This is a genomic window from Mycobacterium sp. NTMscope_Eco_3, from assembly GCF_976985685.1.
Genome location: NZ_CDRJYZ010000001.1, coordinates 2921072 through 2943189 on the forward strand (window position 1 = coordinate 2921072; position 22118 = coordinate 2943189).

A 22118-nucleotide genomic window follows, 5' to 3' on the forward strand; every position below is an offset into this window, starting at 1 on the left:
GCCTGGTGACTCGCTGTGAATCGCCTGCACGCCAGTTTGTGCAGCAGGGCACCGGGTACGCAGTCGATGCGCTTCGGTCGCGACGCGTCGTCGAGATGACCTCGGTTGAAACACCCAGCCGGACGCTTAACCGTGACCGCCGGACCGTGTTCCTTCCAGCCCGAAGGCGAGGTCGCTCTATGGACACGACGACGGATTTGCTCGGCGAGCACGCTCACAAAACCACCGGCGCGCGCATGGCCGCCAACGATCACACGAAGGAAATCAGCCCGGACCGGTGATTCGCCGGCCCGGCACGACGCGAGCGAAGAAGGGATACACATGTTGTTGCTGGGCAACGGCGGAGGCCGCAAAGGCCGGACCGCCGGCAGCGACGGACTGGGCGAGGTCTCGCACCTGGCCGAGCGAGCACTGTACGACGTCGCACACGGTCGTTTCGAACGCTCACTGTCCGGGTTGACCGCCATTGCGGCGCTCGTCACGACGGCCGAAATCTACTTCGAGCACTACAAGGCGAGCTTCGGCAACAAGTGGATGTGGAGCCCGATCGTCGTGACCCCGCCGGTGGTCGTCGCCGGCATCGGGGGCGTGTTCTCGCGACGCTGGGCCAAGCTCTGGCTGCCGATCACCGCCGGCATCTACACGGCCAACGGGCTGATGGGTGAATACCTGCACGCGCGCGGCGTCGCCCGCAAGCCGGGCGGATGGAAACACGCGTCCTACAACGTGCCCATGGGCCCGCCGATCGCGGCGCCGGGATTGATGTGCATGGTCGGGGGGATGGGGCTGCTGGCGTCGATCCTGCGCCGCGAACGGTTCCGGGGTTAGGCATCGGGATCACTGAGATGGCTGACACCTCACGCCCCGACCACCTGCCCAACCTGCGCCCCGACGGCAAGCCGCCGCACCCGTCCTGGCTTCCCAAACAGCGCCGCGGCACCACGCCGCAGATGATCGGCCGCTACCCCGATTTCGACGTGCTCACAACCGCCGGCACCTGGGACGAGGCCACCCGGAAAGTCGTGCTGGCCCGGCTCAAACCTCCTGGCCCACTGCGGTTTTTCACCGCCGAAGAGGAGCCGTGCCTGCGCGCGTTCTGCGACACGGTGCTGGCGCAGGACGCCGAGCCGCGAGTCCCGGCGGCCGAATCCGTCGACTCCAAGCTCGCCGACGGGCGCCTCGACGGCTATCAGTACGCGGACATGCCCGACGACCGCGACACGTGGCGCTTGGTGCTGCGCGGGCTCGATGAGACCGCGGCGGCCAAATACGGCGCATCGTCCTTCGCCGCCGCCGGGCTGGACACCCGCGAAGAAATCGTCGGCCAGTTCTCGCAGGGCGACCTCGAGGGCGGCGCCTGGGAGAGCCTGAACGTCAAGCGCGCCTGGTCGGTGTGCATGCGAATGACCTTGTCGGGCTTCTACTCCCACCCGTGGGCCTGGAACGAGATCGGGTTCGGCGGCCCCGCCTACCCGCGCGGCTTCATGCGCCTCGGCGGTGCCACCGGACCCGACGCCGCGCGCGAACCGTTCGAGACCCCCGGCGCCACCGACGAAGACCCCGTGCAGGTCGTGCAGAACGGCGAAATCTGATGGGCGACTTCTGGCGAGGCCTGCTCAAAGGAGCCGTCGGCCCCAAGGACAACGACTCGCGGTTCCTGCTCGACGTGCACTCGCGCGACCTGCCCGGCGAGCAGACCATGCGCCGCTACCGCGACGACGACGAGGTCGACCTCGTGGTCGTCGGGGCGGGCGCCGGCGGCTCGGTGCTGGCGCAGCGGCTGGCGCGCGTCGGTTGGCGGGTCGTGATCCTCGAGGCCGGCCCGTTCTGGCACCCCGACGAGGACTGGGTGTCCGACGAGGCCGGCTCCCACGCGCTGTACTGGACGCAGAAGCGCATCATCGGCGGTGACGACCCAATTGAGCTGGGCAAGAACAACTCCGGGCGCGGGGTCGGCGGCTCCATGGTGCACTACGCCGGCTACACCCCGCGGTTCCACCCCAGCGACTTTGCGACCTACACCCTCGACGGGGTGGGCGCCGACTGGCCCATCCGCTACGAGGACTTGCTACCCCATTACGAGCAGGTCGAGCTCGAGCTGCCGGTGGCCGGCCAGAACTGGCCCTGGGGCGATCCGCATCGTTATCCCTTTGCCCCGCATCCTATTTCGGGTGCGGCCGCCAAGATTTGGCGGGGCGCGCTCAAGCTCGGCATCGAGATGCGGGTCGGGCCCGTCGGCATCGTCAACGGCACCTTCGGCAACCGCCCGCACTGCATCTACCGCGGCTACTGCCTGCAGGGCTGCAAGGTCAACGCCAAGGCCAGCCCGTACGTCACGCACCTTCCCGACGCGCTGGCCCACGACGTCGAGATCCGCGCCAACTGCATGGCCTCGCGCGTCGAACTCGACGAGACCGGCGCGGCGCGAGGCGTGGTGTACTACGACGAGGTGGGCGGCAAAGAACGACTGCAACGCGCCAAAGTCATTGCCGTGGCTGGGTATTCTATCGAGACGCCGCGCCTGCTGTTGAACTCGGTCAGCCAGCGCTTCCCGAACGGGTTGGGCAACAACGACGATCAGGTCGGGCGCTACGTGATGGTGCAGGGCGCCACCCAGTCCGCGGGCCGCTGGTCCGAGGAGGTCCGGATGTACAAGGCGCCTCCCCCGGAGGTGACCTCCGAGCAGTTCTACGAGACCGACCTCTCGCGCGGGTTCGCCCGAGGGTTTGCCATCCAGACCGTGTCGCCCATGCCCATCGGCTGGGCCGAACACGTGCTGGCCGACGGGCATTGGGGCCGCGCCCTGCGTGAGTACATGCGCGACTACAACCACTGGGCGACCGTCGGCGTGCTCAACGAGCTGTTGCCGCTGCCGGACAACCGCGTGACGCTGGCCGACGAAAAGGACCCCTACGGCATCCCGGTGGCCCGGTTCGACTACACGCTCTGCGACAACGACAAGGCCAACATGGCCTACTCCACCAAGGTGATCGGCGACATCCTGCACGCCGCCGACGCCCAGGACGTGCTCACCATCGAGCGTTTCGCCCACCTCATCGGCGGTGCCCGGATGGGCACCGGACGTGAGAATTCGGTGGTCGACTCCGACCACCGGGTGTGGGGCGTGCCGAACCTGTTTCTCGCCGACGGCTCGGTGTGTCCCACCCAGGGCTCCGCCAATCCCGCGCTGACGATCATGGCGTTGGCCTCGCGGCTTGCCGAACGGATGGCCGCCGGAAAGATCGATACCGGCGTGGCACGGGGGTCGAAGGCGGGAGCCCGTGGCTGACCTGAAGGTCGATACCGAGACCACCTTCGCCCCCCGAGTGCTGCGCGAGTATGCGCTGCTCGCCGACGGCGAGCGGGGTGCGCTGATCGGTCCGCAGGGTGACGTGGCATGGATGTGTGCGCCGCACTGGGATTCCGACGCCGTCTTCTCGAATCTCATTGGAGGCGGCGGGGTTTACGCCGTCACCCCGACCGACGTGCGGCATGTTTGGGGCGGCTACTACGAGCCGGGCACCCTGATCTGGCGCAACCGCTGGATCACTCGCGACGGCATCGTGGAATGCCGTGACGCGCTGGCCTTTCCGGGCGACCCCGACCGGGTGGTGCTGCTGCGCCGGCTCACCGGCTGCCGCGGTACGGCCCGGGTGCGGGTGTTGCTGGCACCGAGTGCGGGATTCGGCAGGCACGGCCCCGGCAAGCCGACCGTGGATGGCGGGGTGTGGAGCGGGCGCTCGGGGCGGCTGCACTGGCGCTGGCAGGCCGCCTGCGAGGCGCGCCCCGTCCGCGCCGCTCATGAGAAGGGCCAGCTGCTCACCTGTGAGGTCACGCTCGACGAGGACCAGCACCACGATCTGGTGCTGGAACTGTCCGAGCGAACCCTGCCAAAGCAGCCGCCGGACCCCGACCTGGCCTGGGACGCCACCACCGCCGCCTGGCAGCGCAGCGTGCCCGAGCTGACCTGCACCATCGCTCCCCGCGACGGGCGTAACTCCTACGCGGTGCTGCGGGGGCTGACCAGCAGCGGGGGCGGCATGGTCGCCGCCGCCACCATGAGCCTGCCCGAACGCGCGCACTCCAACCAGAACTACGACTACCGCTATTCCTGGATCCGCGACCAGGTGTACGCCGGCATGGCCGCCGCCGCCGTCGGCACGACCGAACTGCTCGACCGGGCGGTGGAGTTCGTCGGCGCCCGGCTGCTCGAGGACGGCCCGAACCTCAAGCCCGCCTACACCGTCACCGGCGGCGCGGTGCCCGGCGAAGAAACGCTCGACCTGCCCGGCTACCCCGGGGGCGCCGACAAGATCGGCAACTGGGTCAATCAGCAATTCCAGCTCGATGCCTTCGGGGAGGCGTTGCAGCTGCTGGCCAAGGCGGGCGCCGCCGACCGGCTGGATGCCGACGGCTGGCGCGCGGCGCAGTCCGCGATCAAGGCGATCGAAAAGCGTTGGCGCGAACCGGATGCCGGCGTCTGGGAGATCGACAACGAGCACTGGACGCAGTCCCGCCTGGCCTGTGTGGCGGGGTTGCGCGCCATCGCAAAGGTGGCCGGCGCCGGTCCCGAGGTTGCCGCGTGCGCGTCGCTGGCCGACGCGATCCTCGCCGAGACCGCGTCGGAAAGCCTGCACCCGCACGGTTATTGGCAACGCAGCCCGCGACTGACCGGTGTCGACGCATCGCTGCTACTGCCGCCGGTGCGCGGGGCCGTCCCCGCCGACGACCCCAGGACCATCGCGACCCTGGATGCCGTTCGCCGGGAACTCACCGACGACGGATTCGTCTACCGGTTCCGGCACGACGAGCGCGACCTCGGCGACGCCGAGGGCGCGTTTTTGCTCTGCGGGTTCATGATGGCGCTGGCCGAACATCAACTGGGCCATGCCCATTGCGCGATGCGCTGGTTCGAACGTAACCGTACCGCCTGCGGGCCGCCGGGGCTGTTCTGTGAGGAATACGACGTGCAGCAGCGCCAGCTCCGCGGCAACCTCCCCCAGGCGTTCGCGCACGCGCTGATGCTGGAATGCACCGCCACCCTCACCGACGACGCCGCCCACCATGACTGATCGGGTGTCCGACACCGAGCGAAAGGGATTTGCGCAATGACTCAGACAGTGGTGATCACCGGAGCCAGCGCCGGCATCGGCCGCGCCACCGCGAAGGAGTTCGGGCAGCGCGGCGCGAACGTCGCCCTGCTCGCCCGCGGCGCCGCCGGGCTCGAGGGCGCGGCCCGCGACGTGGAGGCCGGCGGCGGCAAGGCGTTGGCCATCCCGACCGACGTGGCCGACCACGCGGCCGTCGTCGCCGCCGCCGACGAGGCCGAAGCCGCGTTCGGTCCGATCGACGTCTGGGTCAACGTCGCGTTCACCTCGGTGTTCGCGCCGTTCACCGAAATCAGCGCCGAGGAGTTCAAACGGGTGACCGAGGTGTCCTACCTCGGCTACGTGTACGGCACCATGGCGGCGCTGGCCAAGATGCGGCCCCGCGACCGCGGCACCATCGTGCAGGTCGGTTCCGCGCTCGGGCAGCGATCCATCCCGCTGCAGTCGGCCTACTGCGGCGCCAAACACGCCATCAACGGGTTCACCGAGTCGGTTCGCTGCGAACTGTTCCACGAGGGCTCGAAGGTGCGGATCACGGTGGTCCAGATGCCCGCGGTCAACACCCCGCAATTCTCCTGGGTGCTGTCCCGGCTCCCCCGCCATCCCCAACCCGTGCCGCCGATCTATCAGCCCGAGGTCGCCGCCCGCGGCGTGCTGTACGCCGCGGATCACCCGGGGCGCAAACAGTATTGGGTCGGCGACTCCACCATGGTGACGCTGCTGGCGCAGAAGTTCGTCGCGCCGCTGCTGGACCGCTATCTCGGCCGCACCGGGTACGACTCGCAGCAGACCGAGGAGCATGTCAGCGCCGGCCGGCCCCACAACCTGTGGGAGCCGCTCGACCGGCAACCCGGCAGCGATCATGGCCCCCGCGGCGAGTTCGACGACGAGTCGCACGCCCACAGCCCCCAGTTGTGGGCGTCGCAGCACCCGGTCGTCAGCGGCACCGGCGCGCTGGGCGCCGCCGGGGTGGGCGCGTGGCTCGCGGCGCGCGCGGGTCGCCGGTGGGTGCGATGACGACCGCCGCGCGGATCGACACGGCCATCGACGACGTCACTGCGCAGGTCTACGAAATCCCCACCGACGCACCGGAAGCCGACGGGACCCTGGCCTGGTCGTCGACCACGCTGGTGCTGGCCGAGGTGTCGGCCGGGGGCCTGCGCGGGATCGGCTACACCTATGGCGACGGCGCCTGCGGCAAGCTCATCACCGGGCCGCTGGCCGGCACGCTCACCGGGCACAACGCCGTGGACATCCCCGCCCTCTGGGAGTCGATGGTCAAGGCGATGCGCAACAACGGGCGGCCGGGGCTGGTGTCGTGCGCGATCTCGGCGATCGACACCGCACTGTGGGACCTCAAGGGCAAGCTGCTGGGGCTGCCGGTCTGCCGACTGCTCGGCATGGCGCATCCCAAGGTGCCGGTATATGGCAGTGGCGGCTTCACCACGTACGACGAACGCACCACCCGCGCCCAGCTCGAACGCTGGGTCGACGAGTGGCAGATCCCGCGCGTCAAAATCAAGATCGGCGAATCATGGGGTTCCGACGAGCGTCGCGACCTTGCTCGAATCGCGTTGGCGCGCAAGGTGATCGGCCCCGACACCGAACTGTACGTCGACGCCAACGGTGCCTACCAACGCAAGCAGGCGATTCGGGTGGCCCACGCCATGGCCGATCACGACGTCACCTGGTTCGAGGAGCCCGTCTCCTCCGACGACCTGGCCGGGCTACGGGAGGTCCGCGACCAGGTGACCCCGGACGTCACCGCCGGCGAATACGGCTACGACCTGGCCTATTTCCATCGAATGCTGGCCGCCGATGCGGTCGACTGCCTGCAGATCGACGTCACCCGCTGCGGGGGCATCACCGACTGGCTGCGCGCCGCCGCCGTGGCCGCCGCGCGCAACGTGGACGTCTCCGGGCACTGCGCCCCCAACCTGCACGCCCACGTCGCCACCGCCATCCCGAATCTGCGTCACCTGGAGTACTTCCACGATCACCACCGCATCGAACACATGCTCTTCGACGGCGCGCTGGCGCCCGAGGGCGGCGCCTTGCGGCCGGATCAGCACCGGCCGGGGTTCGGCCTGGAGTTCAAGCGCAGCGACGCCGAGCAGTATCGGGTGGCCTGAGCCGCGCGGCCGCCACAAGCAGGCATGGATGCGGCCGAAAACGGGAATCGATACGCCAGGGTTTTCACAAAAGCGATTGGAGCTGGGCGCGATGACAGTGAACTCCGACGACCAAACCGTGGAGCGCCAGGAGGCGCTCATGCGTGACGTCGTCGAGGAAAGCGACCTCAGCGCGATCGACTCCGTGCTGGGTCTCGGCGATCCTCAGCGCGTCGGCCGGTTCCGTTTCTATCTGGACGGCCATCGCTGGGAATGGTCGGACGCGGTGGCGCGCATGCACGGCTACAAACCGGGAGAGGTGCAGCCCACCACGGAACTGTTGCTGCAACACAAGCATCCCGAGGACCGCGAACGGGTGGCGGCCGTGCTGGAGCGGGTGATGAAGGGAAAGCCGTTCAGCAGCCGGCACCGCATCATCGACACCGCCGGGCGCACCCACTGCGTCGTCGTCGCCGGCGATCGGATGGTCGACGACACCGGAGCGCCGGCCGGCACGTCCGGCTTCTACGTCGACGTCACCGACTCGCTGCACACCGACATCACCAATGTGCTCTCGGCGGTCGCCGACGCCCGGGCCCGCATCGAGCAGGCCAAGGGCGTGCTGATGATCGCCTACGGCATTTCCGCCGAGCGTGCGTTCGACATCCTGGTGTGGCGCTCCCAGGAGTCCAACCTCAAGGTGCGCGACGTCGCCGCCCGCTTCCTGGACGCCGTGGCCAGCAAGGCGTCACCGGAAACGCAAAGCCAGGTGGACCAGGCGCTGCTGACGCTGGAGTAGGGACGCGCCAGTAGGCCAGTAGGGTCGGGCCAGTGGCGCACCTACTCGGAGCCGAGGCCGTACACCTCGAATACCCGACCCAGGTGGTGTTCGGGTCGATCACGCTCGGGGTCAACGACGGCGCGCGGATCGGCATCGTCGGGCGCAACGGCGACGGCAAGTCCACCCTGCTGCGCCTGCTCACCGGCCAACAACAGCCCGACTCCGGCCGGGTCACCCGGCGCAGCGGGCTGCGGGTCGGCGCGCTGAGCCAAGCCGACACCCTGGACCCGGACCACACGGTGGGCTGGACCCTGGTCGGCGACGCCGCCGAACACCAGTGGGCCGGTAACCCGCGGGTCCGCGACGTGGTCGCCGGCCTGGTCTCCGACATCTCCTGGGACGCAACGGTTTCCACGCTGTCCGGCGGCCAGCGCCGGCGGGTGCAGCTGGCCAGGTTGCTGGTGGGCGAATGGGACGTCATCGCGCTCGACGAGCCCACCAACCACCTGGACATCGAGGGAATCACCTGGCTGGCCGCCCACCTGAGGGGGCGCTGGGCGCGCAACACCGGCGGGCTGCTGCTGGTCACCCACGACCGTTGGTTCCTCGACGAGGTCGCCACCACGACGTGGGAGGTGCACGACGGGATCGTCGAGCCGTTCGACGGCGGGTACGCGGCCTATGTGCTGCAACGCGTCGAGCGGGACCGAATGGCCGCCGTCGCCGAAGCCAAGCGGCAGAACCTGATGCGCAAGGAACTGGCGTGGCTGCGTCGCGGCGCCCCGGCGCGGACCTCGAAGCCCAAGTTCCGGATCGAGGCCGCCAACCAGCTGATCGCCGACGTGCCCCCGCTGCGCAACAACGTCGAGTTGGCCAAGCTGGCCACCGCGCGGCTCGGCAAGGACGTGATCGATCTGCTCGACGTGTCGGTCGCGTTTGGCGGCCGCCCGGTGCTGCGCGACATCGAGTGGCGGATCGCCCCGGGCGAGCGCACCGGCATCGTCGGGGCCAACGGCGCCGGGAAATCGACCCTGCTGGGACTGATCGACGGCACCATCACGCCCGACACGGGACGCGTCAAACGCGGCAAGACGGTGCGGCTGGCGGTGCTCGACCAGCAGGGCGACGCGCTGGCCGCGGTCGACGGCGACCGGATCGCCGACGTGCTGGGCCGGCTGCCCGGCGGCTACCAGGTCGACGGCCGTGAGGTCACCCCGGCCCAGCTGTTGGAGCGGCTCGGCTTCGGGCGCAGCCACCTGTCCGCCCGCGTGGCGGACCTCTCCGGCGGCGAGCGGCGGCGGCTGCAGCTGATGCTCACGCTGCTGTCCGAGCCCAACGTCTTGCTGCTCGACGAGCCGACCAACGACGTGGACACCGACACGCTGGCCGCCATGGAGGATCTGCTCGACTCCTGGGCGGGCACGCTGATCGTCGTCTCGCACGACCGCTACCTGCTGGAGCGGGTCACCGATCAGCAGTACGCGGTGCTCGACGGCCGGTTGCGGCACCTGCCCGGCGGCATCGACGAATACCTGCGGCTGGCCGAGCGGCGGGCGGACGGGGCGGCCATCGAAGAGCCGCGGCCGTCGCGGCCGTCGGTGGCGTCGCAGGGGTCGGTGGCGTCGCAGCCGTCGCAGGCGTCGCGGCCGTCGATGTCCGGTGCCCAGCGCCGCGCCGCCGAGAAGGAGATGGCGGCCGCCGATCGCCAGCTGGCGCGGCTGGCGGACCGGATCAAGGACAAACACGACGAACTCGCCGCCCACGACCAGTCCGACCACGTCGGCATCACCCGGCTCACCCAGGAGCTGCGCGCGCTCGAAGACGAGGTCGCCGCGACCGAGGGCCGCTGGCTGGAGCTCTCCGAATTGCTCGAATAGCCGTGAGCGGCAACAGTTTTCGGGGGACGGGTCAAGGCGCAACGAACACCGGCCATGGCGGTGCGGATTGGCCGAGACGGATAATGTTAACGAATCCCTTGATACGCCAACGTGTTTGAGCTTTCGGCGCATTGGCCGGTGGCGACCGGTACCACGAACCGGGTTAGTTGTTGGTCGGTGGTGGTTGGGGTTGGAAGGGGTCATATCACCACCAGTCGGCGCGCTCGCCGGTCGGTCCCGGACACGGCGCCACCGCGGGCGGGGGCCCGGTGGGTGCTCGCGCCAACGATCCCGGGCTCAGGATTCGGCCGGTGTCGTCGGTCACGGTCAGGGCGGCCGCGGGTCCGGTGATGGTGATGACACCCCGATGATGCAACCGGTGGTGATACGGGCAGACCAGCACCAGGTTGGCCAACTCCGTGGGGCCACCGTCTTCCCAGTGCCACAGGTGATGGGCGTGCAAGCCCCGGGTGGCCCCACAGCCAGGCACCGCGCACGTGCGGTCGCGGTATTCCAGCGCGCGGCGAAGCCGCCGGTTGATCACCCGCGTCGCCCGCCCGGCACCAATAACCCGCCCGTCACGCTCGAACCACACCTCACAGGTGGCATCACAGGTCAGGAAGCGCCGTTCGGCATCGGAGAGCAACGGACCCAAATGCAGGGCCGCCACGCGCCGCTCGACGTCGAGGTGGGCCACCACGGTGGTGTGCTGCCCGTGGGGCCGGCGGGTGGCCTCGGCGTCCCACCCGGCCTCGACCAGACGCATCAACGCCTCGACCGTACTCGGCAACGGGGGCCGCTGATCCGAACCGCCCGCCTCCTCGCCGTGGTCGTGTTTCCACTCGGCGATCAGCGCCTCACGATGCGAGGCCAACGCGGCGTCGAACTTCGCGGCATCCAAGTGGCCAAGGGTGATCCGATAACAGGCGCCCCACTCCGTGCTAGTTGAGGTGATCGAACGCTCGCGCTCGGGGGCGGGCCGTGGTTCGGACTCGGACTCGGACTCGGACTCTGACTCTGACTCGGACCGAGGTTCAGGTTCGGGTCGCGGTTCCAGCTTGACCGCGGTACGCAACTGATTGACCGTGGCGACCGCGGCCAGCTGCGCGTAATGCTCATCAGATCCCTGCCCGCCGCGCGTCGCAATCACCCCGACCTGATCGGCCGACAACCGACCCTCCCGCAGACCCTGAACACAGCGCGGAAACTCCTGCAGCCGACTCGCAATGGCGCTCAGCGTGTGCGCGTTTGCCGACGAACAACCCAGCTTCCAGGCCACCAACGCCGGCACCGAGCGCGCCCCGGTCACCCCACACAATTGGTCACGATCAATCTCGGCCACGATCTCAACAATGCGCCCATCAATCGCATTGCGCTGACCGCTCAACTCCGCCAACTCCTCGAACAACACCTCAAGACGGTCACTCGCAGTGACCACCACGGCGTCAGCGCATGCGGTCGACAACATGACGTCATCATCGCAGCCACCACCGACAAAACCGGGCCATCCACGGAAGTAACGCGCTCAGTGCCAGCGCAGCAGCACCAGTTCGGACCCGAAGCCCGGGCCCGTCGCGATCATCACCCCGGGGCTTCCGCCGGGCGGTGGCTTGGCGATGGTGTCCCGCAGGATATGCAGCACCGACGCCGACGACAGGTTGGCGATTTCGCCGAGCGAGCGCCAGGTCAGCTCGTGCGCTTCGGGCGGCAGCTGGAGGCACTTGGCGATGGTGGTGATGACTTTGGGGCCGCCGGGGTGCGTCACCCACGCGGCGATGTCGTCCTTGGTCAGCTGATGCGCGGCAAGGAACCGGCCCACGTCGTCGGCCAGGTAGCGGTCGATGACGGTGGGCAGTTCGGGAGACATCACCAGCTGGATCCCCGCCGAGCCGACGTTCCAGCCCATGATGTGCAGCGATTCGGGGTACAGCCGGCTGCGCGAATCGAGGATGTCGGGCCCGGCCGAACTCAGCTGCTCGGCGCGACGGTCACCGACGGCGACCACCGCGGCGGCGCCATCGCCGAACATCGCCGTCCCGACCAGCCCCGACACGGTCGGCCTGACCGCGGGGAAGGTCAGCGAGCACAGCTCGACCGACACCAGGGCGGCGACGCCGTCGGGCGCGCCGCGCAGGTAATCGTGCAGCCTGCCGACCCCCGCCGCCCCACCGGCGCAGCCCAGCCCGAACAGCGGCACCCGGCGCACGTCCGGGCGCAGGCCGAGGCGCCCGACGATCCGGGCGTCGAGCGACGGCACCGCGACGCCGGTGACGGTCGTGGTGACGATCGTGTCGATGTCGTGCGGGGTCAGCCCGGCCTCGTCGAGGGCGCCCAGCAGCGCGTCGCAGCCCAGGTCCACGGCCTTGTCGATGAAGATCTCGTTGGCCTCACCGAAGTCGGTCAGCGCGTGGTACCGCTCGAGCGGCAGCACGAAGTGGCGGCTGTTGACCTTGGCGGCGGCGTGCAGGCGCCGCACGACCTCCTCGTGTTCCTTCAGCGCGGGGAACTCGACGATCTGGTCGGTGATTTCGCCTTGGCTGTAGCGGTGCGGCGGCAAAGCGCCGAACACACCCGCGATGACGCTCATGCTCTACTCTCTTGATTGCCAACCAGCTGGAATACGATTCCGCTTAATGCCGGAAGTTTATGCGGTCGATTGGGGTCTCGCAAAAGTTTCGGGTATTCAACACATGTGTCATTAAATCCGCGTCGTGTGCGCGTAATCATGTCCGGCAGCGGGGAATTCGTCATTCGATATCTTCGTCATCCGCCGAATTGAGCGCCATGGCGATTAAATCGTCCGGGCTCAAAGAGTCGATGTCGTCGCCACCACCACGTGGGTCATTTGCGTCGCCGACGGGTGTTTGCGACATGCCGGCGAGTAATAGGAGTTTGTCGAGCAATCCCGTTCTGCGAAGCTCACGCACCGGAATCTTCTTCAGCGCGGACCATAGTTTTTCGTCGTCCGATTCCTCGCGATCATCATGGAGCAGTTGCCGGCGGAGATGATCGGCCAGCGCGGCCGGGGTCGGGTAATCGAAGATCAGCGTTCGTGACAACGCCGTGCCGGTATGCGTGGTGAGGCGGTTGCGCAGTTCGACCCCGATCAGCGAGTCGAATCCGAGGTCGCCGAACGCGCGGTCGTGGTCGATGGCGTGCCCACCCGGATGTCCCAGCACGGCCGCCGCGTGCTCGCACACCAATTCGACCAGCACGCGCTGCTGTTCGTCGCGCGGCAGTGCATGCAGCTGCTGGGCCAAGTCGGGTGAGCGTGTGACGGCGGCGGCCGGCGTCGCCCCCGCCTCGCCTGCCGGCCCTGGCCCGGCCCCCAGCCAAAACCTTTCTCGCGCAAAGCCATACGTCGGCAGCTCGACTCGCCGGGCGTTCAGGCCGGCGAAGACGCCCGCCCAGTCGACGCCGATGCCGCGGGTGAACAATTGTCCGGCCGCGCCCAGGATTGATTCGGTCTCGGGGCGGTCCTTGGGCATGGTCGCCAGCGCCGCCGCCCGTTCGGTGCTCAGCGACTGGTCGACCGCGGCCGTCAACGCCGCGCCCGGACCCAGCTCCACAAAAGTCGCGGCACCGGCCGCCTCGGCGGCGCGCACCCCCTCGAAGAAGCGCACCGGCTGTCGCACATGCTCCGTCCAGTACTGCGCCGACCCATATTCGGCGTCGGCCAGCAGCCCGGTCAGGTTCGACACCAACCCGATTCGCGGGCGTCGCGGTTCGATACCGGCCGCCACGGCGGAAAACTCGTCGAGCATGGGCTCCATCAGTGGCGAATGAAACGCGTGGGAGACCGCCAATCGGTGCACGCGCCGACCCGATTGCGCCAGCCGCTCCGCCAGCGCCGCAACCGGTGTCTGCTCACCGGAAAGCACCACCGAATGCGGCCCGTTGACCGCCGCGATGCTCACCTCGCCGTCCATCAAGGCGGTCACCTCGGCCTCGCCGGCGCCGACGGCCACCATCACCCCGCCGGCCGGCAGCCGCGCCATCAACCGGCCGCGGGCCGCCACCAGCCGCGCCGCGTCCGGCAGCGACAGCACGCCGGCCACACACGCCGCGGCGATCTCCCCCACCGAATGTCCCATCACCACATCCGGTGTGACACCGAAGGATTGCCACAGCCCCGCCAGCGCGATCCCCAGCACGAACAACGCCGGCTGGGCAAACTCCGTGCTCTGCAACAACTCCGGACCCGCGCCCCACATCACCTCGCGCAGCGGCAGCCGCACGTGCCCGTCGACCGCCGCGGCGGCCTCGTCGAAAGCGCGGGCGAACACCTCGAAGCGGTCGTAGAGTTGGCGTCCCATCCCGACCCACTGCGAACCCTGGCCCGGAAAGACGAACACGGTCTTGCCCGGCGACGTGGCCCTACCCACCGACACAACCTGATGTGGCTCCCCCGCCGCCAGCGCCGCCAATCCCGTTGTCAGCCCGTCACGATCGCCACCGACCACGACCGCGCGGTGCTCGAAGGACGTCCGGGTGCTGACCAACGACCAGGCCACGTCGAGGGCGGTGAGGTCGGCTCGCTCGGTCACGTAGGCCGACAACCGCTGCGCCTGATTGGTCAGGGCGCGTTCGGAGAGGGCCGACAGCACCCACGGCACCGCGTGGTCTGAGCCCGGGCGCGGCGTATCCGGTTGGGCGGGGGGTTGTTCCACGATGAGGTGCGCGTTGGTGCCGCCCATCCCGAAAGACGACACCCCGGCCCGCCGCGGGTGGTCGCTCGACGGCCACGGCACCGGCGCGGTATTGACGTGCAGCCCAAAGCGATTCAGGTCCGTCTCGGGATCTGCGCCGGCGTGGTTGAGACTCGCCGGAATGGTCGAATGGCCAATCGCCAGGACGGCCTTGAGCAGGCCCGCCACCCCCGCGGCGCCACCGGCGTGGCCGATGTTGGTCTTCACCGATCCCACAAGCACCGGATCGTGTGCGCGCTCGCCGAAAACCTCACCGAGCGCCTGCGCTTCGATCGCGTCACCGACCCTGGTTCCCGTGCCGTGGGCTTCGACGTAGTCGATGTCTGCCGCCTCGAGGCCGGCGTCGGCGAGAGCGCGGCGGATCACCTCGGCCTCGCCGCGCGCCGACGGCACTGTCTGGCCGGCCGAGCTGTGTCCGGCGTTGGCGACGGCGCTGCCGCGAATGACGGCGTGGATGCGGTCGCCGTCGTGAAGGGCCGCCGGCAACGGCTTCAGCAGCACCAGTCCCGCGCCTTCGCCCCGCACGTACCCGTCGGCGCGGCGATCGAAGGCGTAGGTGTGGCCCGACACCGACACGGCACCGAATTCCCGTTCCAGCATGGCGATTTCGTCGGCAAGGTTGAGGTGGATGCCGCCCGCGATGGCCAGCGACGATTGCCCGGTGCGCACGCTTTCGCAGCCGAGGTGCACCGCGACCAGGGACGAGGACTGGCCGGAGTCGACGGTCATGCTGGGTCCCCGCAGCCCGAAGGCATAGGAGATCCTGTTGGCGATCATCGCCCGGCTGATGCCGGCGAACGTGTGGTGGTCGAGGTTGTCGGCGAGGTCGCGCAGCGTCAGGGCGGCGTAGTCATCCGTCATCGCCCCGAGGTACACCGAGACCTGCTCTGTCCGCAGCGTGCCTGGCACGATGAACGCGTTCTCGAACAGCTCCCAGGTCAATTCGAGGGCCAAACGTTGCCTCGGGTCCATCGCGCAGGCCTCGCGCGGCGACAGGTGGAAGAAGTCGGCATCGAATTGCTCTGCCTCCCCGGCGAACTGGGTGTTTTCCCGACCGTCGCGGATGAGCCGCCACAAGGAGTCGGGGCCGGCCGCTCCGGGGAACTTGCACGCCAGCCCGATGATCGCTACATCTGTCGAGGGCAAGGTCAGGGGCCGACTTCGTCGTCGAGGATCGCAAAGAGTTGGCTCTCGGTGGCGGTGGCGAGATCGTCGTCGAACGGGTCCTCGGGGTGGTCCGGCAGCGCCGCCGGCGCTGGAGCGGTCGCTGTCGCCAGCAGACCTTCGAGCCTTGTGACGAGCTGCGCTCGGTCGCCCGCGCTCAGCCCGGGCTGGCTGAGCAGGGTGTGCAGCTCCCGCGCAATGTCGTTGAACCGGGCCATGCGATCGGGCGGGATGACCGGGCCGGCTACGGAGTTGGTGGCCAGCTCCGTTCCGAGGTGCTCGGCCAGGGCGGCCGGCGTCGGGTGATCGAAGATCAGCGTGGGCGAAAGGGTAAGCCCCGTCGCGATTTTGAGCCGGTTTCGCAGTTCGACGGCGGTCAGCGAATCGAAGCCGAGGTCAGCGAAGGCGTCGTCGGCGTTGACCTCCGCGCCGGTGTGCCCCAATACCGTGGCCGCGTTGCCGCAGACCAGTTCCACCAATTCTGCTTGTCGCTGTTCGGGACTCATGCCGTCCAACCGCGCCCGCAGGCCCGTCAGGGACACCATGTCGGTGTGCTCCAGGACCCGGCGGGCCGGGCGGGTGGCCAACTGGCTCAGCAGCGGCGGCAGCGTGGCGCTGTGCTGAGCCAGCGCGCCCCGGTCGAGGCGGGTGCCCACCACCATGGGCTGCTCGCCGAGCAGCGCGGCGTCCAGCAGCTCCAGCGCTTGCCGAGTGGTCAACGCGCTCAGGCCGGCCCGGCTCATCCTGGCCCGGTCGACCTCACCGAGGTGGTGTGTCATCGCCGATGGCTCTTCCCACATCCCCCACGCCACCGACAACCCCGACAGTCCCCGAGCGCGCCGATGGGCCGCCAGCGCGTCGAGGAAGCTGTTGGCCGCCGCATAGTTGCCCTGACCCGGCGCACCCACGATGCCGGCCATGGACGAAAAGGCCACGAACGCTGACAAATCCAGTTCTTTGGTCAGCTCGTGGAGGTTCCAGGCGCCGTCGACCTTGGCGCGCAACACCGTATCGACCCGCGCGGGCGTCAGTGACGCGATCACCGCGTCGTCGATCACCCCCGCGGCGTGGAATACCGACCGCAGCGGGTACTGCGGGGGCACCTGCGCCAGCACGGCCGTCACCGCGTCCCGGTCGCCGACGTCGCAGGCGACCACCGACACCGAGGCCCCCGCGTCGCGCAATTCGCCGGCCAGCTCGGCCATTCCGGCCGCCCGCTCCCCGCTGCGGCTGACCAGCATCACGTGAGGGACCCGGTGCCGCTCGACGAGGTGGCGGGCCACCGCCGCACCCGCCATGCCGGTGCCGCCGGTGATGAGCGCGGTCCCGCCCGCCAGCCCCGCGGGTCCGTCCGGCATGGTGAGCACCACCTTGCCGATGTGGCGGGCCTGGCTCACAAAGCGATAGGCGTCGGCGGCGCAGCGTGCGTCAAAAGCCTTGACGGGCAACGGCGCCAAGACCCCGCTGGCGAACAACCCCATCAACTCGGCCAGCATCTCCGCGATGCGATCCGGGCCGGCCTCCATCAGGTCGAAGGCGCGGTACCCCACGCCGGGGTGGGCTTGCGCGACGACATCCGGGTCACGCAGATCGGTCTTGCCCATCTCGATGAAACGACCGCCGGGGCCCAAAAGCCGCAACGACGCATCGTTGAACTCGCCGGCCAGGGAGTTGAGCACCACGCCGAAGCCCCCGGCGCCCACCGCCGCGCGGAACTTCTGCTCGAAGTCCAGCGTCCGCGAATCCGCGATGTGCGCGTCATCGAAGCCCATGGCGCGCAGCGTGTCCCATTTGCCGCGGCTTGCCGTCGCGAACACCTCCGCACCCCAATGCCGGGCCAGCTGCACCGCGGCCATGCCCACCCCGCCGGTGGCCGCGTGCACCAGCACCCGTTGGCCCGCCCGCAGCCCGGCCAGCACCGACAGCCCGTAATACGCGGTCAAAAACACCACTGGCACGCCCGCGGCCTGAGCCATCGACCAGCCCCGAGGCGCCCGCGTCACCAGTCGGCGATCGACCGCCGCCTCCGAGCCCGCCAGCCCGAATATCCCCATCACCGCGTCACCCACGGCCACATCGGTGACGCCGGAACAGACTTCGGTCACGACACCGGCGCCCTCGGCCCCCAACTGCGCGGCACCGGGATACATGCCCAGCGCCACCAGCACATCCCGGAAATTCACCCCGGCCGCGGCCACCTTCACCCGCACCTGACCGGCTTCCAAATTCGCCGGCGGATACTCCTGCACCGCCAGATCCTCCAGCGTCCCGGCATCGCCGGCGGCCAGCCGCCACACCGACGGCGGCTCGGGTAACCGCAACAGCGCCCGCTGGCCGGCCGGCTTCAGCCGGGCGCTGTGGGCGACGCCGTCGCGCACCACCAATTGCGGTTCGCCGCAACCGATCACCGCCGCGACGTCCAGCGATCCATCGGTGTCGACCAGCACGATGCGGCCCGGGTGCTCGGCCTGCGCCGAGCGCACCAGCCCCCAGACCGCCGCGCCGGCCAGGTCGGAGACGTCGTCAGCCGACAGGGTCACCGCCCCGCGGGTCTGCACCACCAGGACCCCGGCGTCGTCGCCGGACAGCCAGGATTGCAGGACGCCCAGCGTCTCGTGGGTGGCCGTGCACACCGAGGCGACCGAGGCGCCGGGCGGCGGCTCCCATACCGTGACCTTCTCGCCAACGCTATTGCCCGGGAGAGCAACCGGCGACCACACCACGTCCAGGAGCTCGCCGCTGCCGGAGCGCGCCGCCACCGCGGCCGTCAACTGCTCGGCCGACACTGCGCGTGTCACCAGCTCCCGCACCGACAGCACCGGCAGGCCCGACGCGTCGGCCAGATCGACCGACACGGCGCCAATGCCGACGGGCGCCAGCCGCACCCGGACCCGCGACGCTCCGGCGGCGTACAGGCTCACGCCCTGCCAGGAGAACGGCAACACCGCCTCGATCCGCTCGTCGGCCACCCCGAGCGCGTGCAACGCCGCGTCCAGGACCACCGGATGGATGCCGAAGCCACCGGTCGCGACTCCCGCGTGCTGCGGGAGTTCGACCTCGGCGAAAGTCTCGGTCCCACGCCGCCACACGGCCCGCAGCCCCTGAAACGCCGGGCCGTACCCGTAGCCCCGGGCCGCCAGGTCGTCGTACGCGCCGGCCACGTCCACCGCGTCCGCACCGGCCGGCGGCCACACCGACAGATCCGTCGCCGGGGCGGCGCCGCCGTCGCGCAACACGCCTTCGGCATGCAACGTCCAATCCGATTGCGCGACACGTGAATACACGGAGATTGCCCGCGCCCCCGTGTCGCCGGGGGCGTCCACCACCACCTGAAGCTGCACGACGCCGCCCGCCGGCACCGACGGAACCACCAGTGGCGCCGACAGCGTCAGCTCCTCGATCACCGAGCAGCCGACCTCGTCACCGGCCCGCAACGCCAGCTCCACGAAGCCCGCCCCGGCAAACAGCACGGTGCCGCCCACCGCGTGGTCGGCCAGCCAGGGCTGAGCCGCCGTCGACAGCCGCCCGGTCAACACCACGCCGCCGGAATCCGGCCGGTCCACCACCGCACCCAGCAGCGCGTGCTCGGCCTCGGCCAGGCCCAGGCTGGCGATGTTCGCCGACCCCACCGAATCGCTCGAGAGCCAAAACCGGCGCCGCACAAAGGCATACGTCGGCAACGCGATCCGGCGGGCGTTCAGCCCGGTGAATGACGCGGACCAGTCCACGTCCGAACCGGTCGCGAACAGCTGGCCGGCCGCCGACAGCAGCGAGTCGACCTCGGGGCGGCCCTTGGCCATCGACACCACCGACATCGCGCGGTCGGTCGTCACGGACTGGTCGACCGCGGCCGTCAACGCCGCGCCGGGGCCGACCTCCAGAAACACGCCGGCGCCCAGCGATTCGGCCAGCTGCACGCCGTCGACGAACCGCACCGGCCGGCGCACGTGGTCGACCCAGTACGCGACCGACCCATAGTCGGGGCCGGCCAGTTGCCCGGTCAGGTTGGACACCAACGCGATCCGCGGCTCGCGGGCCGACATGCCGGCCGCCACCGCGGAGAAGTCCCTCATCATGGGTTCCATCAGCGGCGAGTGGAACGCGTGCGAGACCGCCAGCTGCCGCACCCGGGCGCCGCCGTCCGCCAGGCGGTCCGCGACGGCCTTCACCGCCGACTCCGATCCCGAAAGCACCAGCGATTGCGGGCCGTTGACCGCCGCGATGCCGACGTCAGCGTTCAGCAGGGGCGCCACGTCGGCCTCGGTGGCGGTCACGGCCATCATCACCCCACCGGGCGGCAGCTGCGCCATCAATCGGCCCCGGGCGGCCACCAGTCGTGCCGCATCGGGCAGCGAGAGCGCGCCGGCGACGCAGGCCGCGGCGATCTCCCCCACCGAGTGGCCGATCACCACATCTGGCGTGACGCCGAAAGATTCCCACAGCGCGGCCAACGCGATCTCCAGCACGAACAGCGCCGGCTGGGCAAATTCGGTGCTCTGCAACAACTCCGCGTCGGCGCCCCACATCACCTCGCGCAACGGCAGCCGGGAATGGCCGTCCACCGCCGCCACGGCCTCGTCAAAGGCCCGGGCGAACACCGGAAATCGTGCGTACAAGGCGGCACCCATGCCCAGCCACTGCGAACCCTGACCGGGAAACACGAACACCCGCTTGCCCACCGAGCGGGTGCGCCCGGTGATCGCGCCCGGGACCGGCGCCCCGGACGCCAGCCCCGTCAGCCCCGCCATCAAGCCCGCCCGATCGGCGCCGATCAGCACCGCGCGGTGCTCGAACGGCGCCCGGGTGGTCGCCAACGACCAGCCCACGTCCACCGCGGGCGCACCCGGGTCGGCGCCCAGGTGGTCCAGCAGGCGTTGGGCCTGACCGGTCAGCGCGTCGGGCGACCGGGCCGAAACCACCCACGGCACAATCGGATTCGAGTCGTCGCGCGGGGCCTCGCCGTCCGGCTCCGGTCCGGGGTCGGCGGGGGCCTGCTCGACGATCACGTGCGCGTTGGTGCCGCTGATCCCGAAGGAGGAGACGCCCGCCCGCCGCGGCCCGCCGTGATCCGGCCACGGCCGCGGCTCGGTCAGCAGCGACACCGCGCCGGCCGACCAATCCACGTGCGGCGACGGGGCATCCACGTGCAGCGTCTGGGGCATCACCCCGTGCCGCATCGCCTGGATCATCTTGATCACCCCGGCCACTCCCGCCGCGGCCGAGGTGTGGCCGATGTTGGATTTGATCGATCCCAGCCACAGCGGCCGGTCCGCCGGGCGGTCCTGCCCGTACGTCGCGAGCAGCGCCTGCGCCTCGATGGGGTCGCCGAGCACCGTCCCGGTCCCGTGCCCCTCCACGACGTCCACGTCCGCCGCCGTCAACCCGGCGCTGGCCAACGCAGCCCGGATGACCCGTTGCTGCGACGGCCCGTTGGGTGCGGTCAGGCCGTTGGACGCGCCGTCCTGGTTCACCGCCGTGCCCCGCAACAGCGCCAAGACCGGATGTCCGAGGCGCCGCGCATCGGCCAGCCGCTCCAGCACCAGCACGCCCGCGCCTTCCGACCACGAAGTCCCGTCCGCCGCACCGGCATACACCTTGCAGCGACCATCGGGGGCCAACGCCCGTTGCCGGCTGAACTCGACGAACGCCGCGGGGGTCGCCATGACGGTGACGCCACCGGCCAGCGCCAGGTCGCATTCCCCGGACCGCAACGACTGCGCGGCCAGATGCATGGAGACCAACGAGGACGAGCACGCGGTGTCCACCGACACCGCCGGCCCTTCCAGCCCCAACACGTACGACACCCGGCCCGAGGTGACGCTCAGGGTCGAGCCGGTGAGGCCGTAGCCCTCCAGCTCGCCCTTCACCTCGCCTCCATATCCGGCGTGGATGACGCCCGCGAAGACTCCGGTCGCCGTGCCGCGCAGCGCGAAGGGGTCAATTCCCGCGCGCTCCAACGCCTCCCAGCAGATTTCCAGCATCATCCTTTGCTGCGGATCCATGGCGAGCGCCTCGCTGGGCCCGATGCCGAAGAATCCGGCGTCGAATTCACCTGCGTCCTGCAGGAAGCTGCCGTGGCGGGTGTACATCTTGCCTTTGGCGTCCGGATCCGGGTCGTAGAGGCCCTCGACGTCCCAGCCGCGATCGAGCGGAAAGTCCGATACCGTGTCCCGGCCCTCGACGACCAGCTCCCACAGGGCTTCCGGCGTGTCCACCCCACCGGCGTAGCGGCAGGCCATGCCCACCACCGCCACCGGCTCGGACAGCCGGCCTTCCAGTTCCGCGACGCGCCGCCGGGTCCGCCTGAGATCCGCCGTGAGGCGTTTCAGGTAGTCGACGTGCTGCGCGGTGCCCGGCATCGTCGCTCC

Annotated in this window: 12 protein-coding genes; 8 read left to right on the plus strand and 4 right to left on the minus strand. The window is 69.9% G+C overall.

Annotated elements, in window-relative coordinates; all coding sequences use genetic code 11:
* The first annotated feature begins 321 nt into the window (after nucleotides 1-321).
* From AC0KTM_RS13455 to AC0KTM_RS13490, 8 genes are all read left to right on the plus strand, one after another.
* Nucleotides 322-828: a hypothetical protein gene (locus tag AC0KTM_RS13455; protein ID WP_067168027.1), complete on the plus strand. Its 507-nt coding sequence runs from the start codon at nucleotides 322-324 to the stop codon at nucleotides 826-828.
* Between the two features lie 17 nt (nucleotides 829-845).
* Entirely contained in the window at nucleotides 846-1592 is a 747-nt protein-coding gene (locus AC0KTM_RS13460) for a gluconate 2-dehydrogenase subunit 3 family protein (RefSeq protein WP_225327537.1), read from the plus strand.
* Complete coding sequence (locus AC0KTM_RS13465; protein ID WP_238956112.1) at nucleotides 1592-3289, plus strand: GMC family oxidoreductase; 1698 nt, start codon at nucleotides 1592-1594, stop codon at nucleotides 3287-3289. Before AC0KTM_RS13460 ends, AC0KTM_RS13465 begins: the two co-directional genes overlap by 1 nt.
* Nucleotides 3282-5072: a glycoside hydrolase family 15 protein gene (locus AC0KTM_RS13470; RefSeq protein WP_225327535.1), complete on the plus strand. Its 1791-nt coding sequence runs from the start codon at nucleotides 3282-3284 to the stop codon at nucleotides 5070-5072. The genes AC0KTM_RS13465 and AC0KTM_RS13470 overlap by 8 nt, the downstream gene beginning before the upstream one ends.
* Before the next feature lie 36 nt (nucleotides 5073-5108).
* Complete coding sequence (locus AC0KTM_RS13475; RefSeq protein ID WP_472415794.1) at nucleotides 5109-6125, plus strand: SDR family oxidoreductase; 1017 nt, start codon at nucleotides 5109-5111, stop codon at nucleotides 6123-6125.
* Nucleotides 6122-7240: an enolase C-terminal domain-like protein gene (locus AC0KTM_RS13480; RefSeq protein ID WP_472415796.1), complete on the plus strand. Its 1119-nt coding sequence runs from the start codon at nucleotides 6122-6124 to the stop codon at nucleotides 7238-7240. Before AC0KTM_RS13475 ends, AC0KTM_RS13480 begins: the two co-directional genes overlap by 4 nt.
* A 91-nt stretch (nucleotides 7241-7331) precedes the next feature.
* Complete coding sequence (locus AC0KTM_RS13485) at nucleotides 7332-8018, plus strand: PAS and ANTAR domain-containing protein (protein ID WP_472415798.1); 687 nt, start codon at nucleotides 7332-7334, stop codon at nucleotides 8016-8018.
* A gap of 32 nt (nucleotides 8019-8050) precedes the next feature.
* Nucleotides 8051-9877 (plus strand): ABC-F family ATP-binding cassette domain-containing protein, encoded by a 1827-nt coding sequence (locus AC0KTM_RS13490; protein ID WP_472415800.1) that lies wholly within the window; start codon nucleotides 8051-8053, stop codon nucleotides 9875-9877.
* Nucleotides 9878-10082: 205 nt separating this feature from the next.
* On the opposite strand, the gene AC0KTM_RS13495 is transcribed toward AC0KTM_RS13490, so the two are convergent.
* The 4 genes from AC0KTM_RS13495 to AC0KTM_RS13510 form a co-directional block, all read right to left on the minus strand.
* Complete coding sequence (locus tag AC0KTM_RS13495; protein WP_238956116.1) at nucleotides 10083-11345, minus strand: HNH endonuclease signature motif containing protein; 1263 nt, start codon at nucleotides 11343-11345, stop codon at nucleotides 10083-10085.
* A gap of 57 nt (nucleotides 11346-11402) precedes the next feature.
* Nucleotides 11403-12464, minus strand: coding sequence for a type III polyketide synthase (locus AC0KTM_RS13500; RefSeq protein ID WP_238956117.1), 1062 nt, complete (start codon nucleotides 12462-12464; stop codon nucleotides 11403-11405).
* A gap of 160 nt (nucleotides 12465-12624) precedes the next feature.
* A complete protein-coding gene (locus AC0KTM_RS13505; RefSeq protein WP_472415802.1) occupies nucleotides 12625-15732 on the minus strand; it encodes a type I polyketide synthase in 3108 nt (1035 codons plus the stop codon).
* 2 nt (nucleotides 15733-15734) lie between these two features.
* Nucleotides 15735-22109, minus strand: a complete 6375-nt coding sequence (locus AC0KTM_RS13510; protein WP_472415804.1) for an SDR family NAD(P)-dependent oxidoreductase — start codon at nucleotides 22107-22109, stop codon at nucleotides 15735-15737.
* Nucleotides 22110-22118: the final 9 nt, after the last annotated feature.

Excerpts from the sequence above, each read along its gene's own strand:
- AC0KTM_RS13455 (WP_067168027.1), top strand. The coding sequence starts at position 322 with ATGTTGTTGCTGGGCAACGGCGGAGGCCGCAAAGGCCGGACCGCCGGC.
- AC0KTM_RS13460 (WP_225327537.1), top strand. The coding sequence starts at position 846 with ATGGCTGACACCTCACGCCCCGACCACCTGCCCAACCTGCGCCCCGAC.
- AC0KTM_RS13465 (WP_238956112.1), top strand. The coding sequence starts at position 1,592 with ATGGGCGACTTCTGGCGAGGCCTGCTCAAAGGAGCCGTCGGCCCCAAG.
- AC0KTM_RS13475 (WP_472415794.1), top strand. The coding sequence starts at position 5,109 with ATGACTCAGACAGTGGTGATCACCGGAGCCAGCGCCGGCATCGGCCGC.
- AC0KTM_RS13480 (WP_472415796.1), top strand. The coding sequence starts at position 6,122 with ATGACGACCGCCGCGCGGATCGACACGGCCATCGACGACGTCACTGCG.
- AC0KTM_RS13485 (WP_472415798.1), top strand. The coding sequence starts at position 7,332 with ATGACAGTGAACTCCGACGACCAAACCGTGGAGCGCCAGGAGGCGCTC.
- AC0KTM_RS13495 (WP_238956116.1), bottom strand. The coding sequence starts at position 11,345 with ATGTTGTCGACCGCATGCGCTGACGCCGTGGTGGTCACTGCGAGTGAC.
- AC0KTM_RS13500 (WP_238956117.1), bottom strand. The coding sequence starts at position 12,464 with ATGAGCGTCATCGCGGGTGTGTTCGGCGCTTTGCCGCCGCACCGCTAC.
- AC0KTM_RS13510 (WP_472415804.1), bottom strand. The coding sequence starts at position 22,109 with ATGCCGGGCACCGCGCAGCACGTCGACTACCTGAAACGCCTCACGGCG.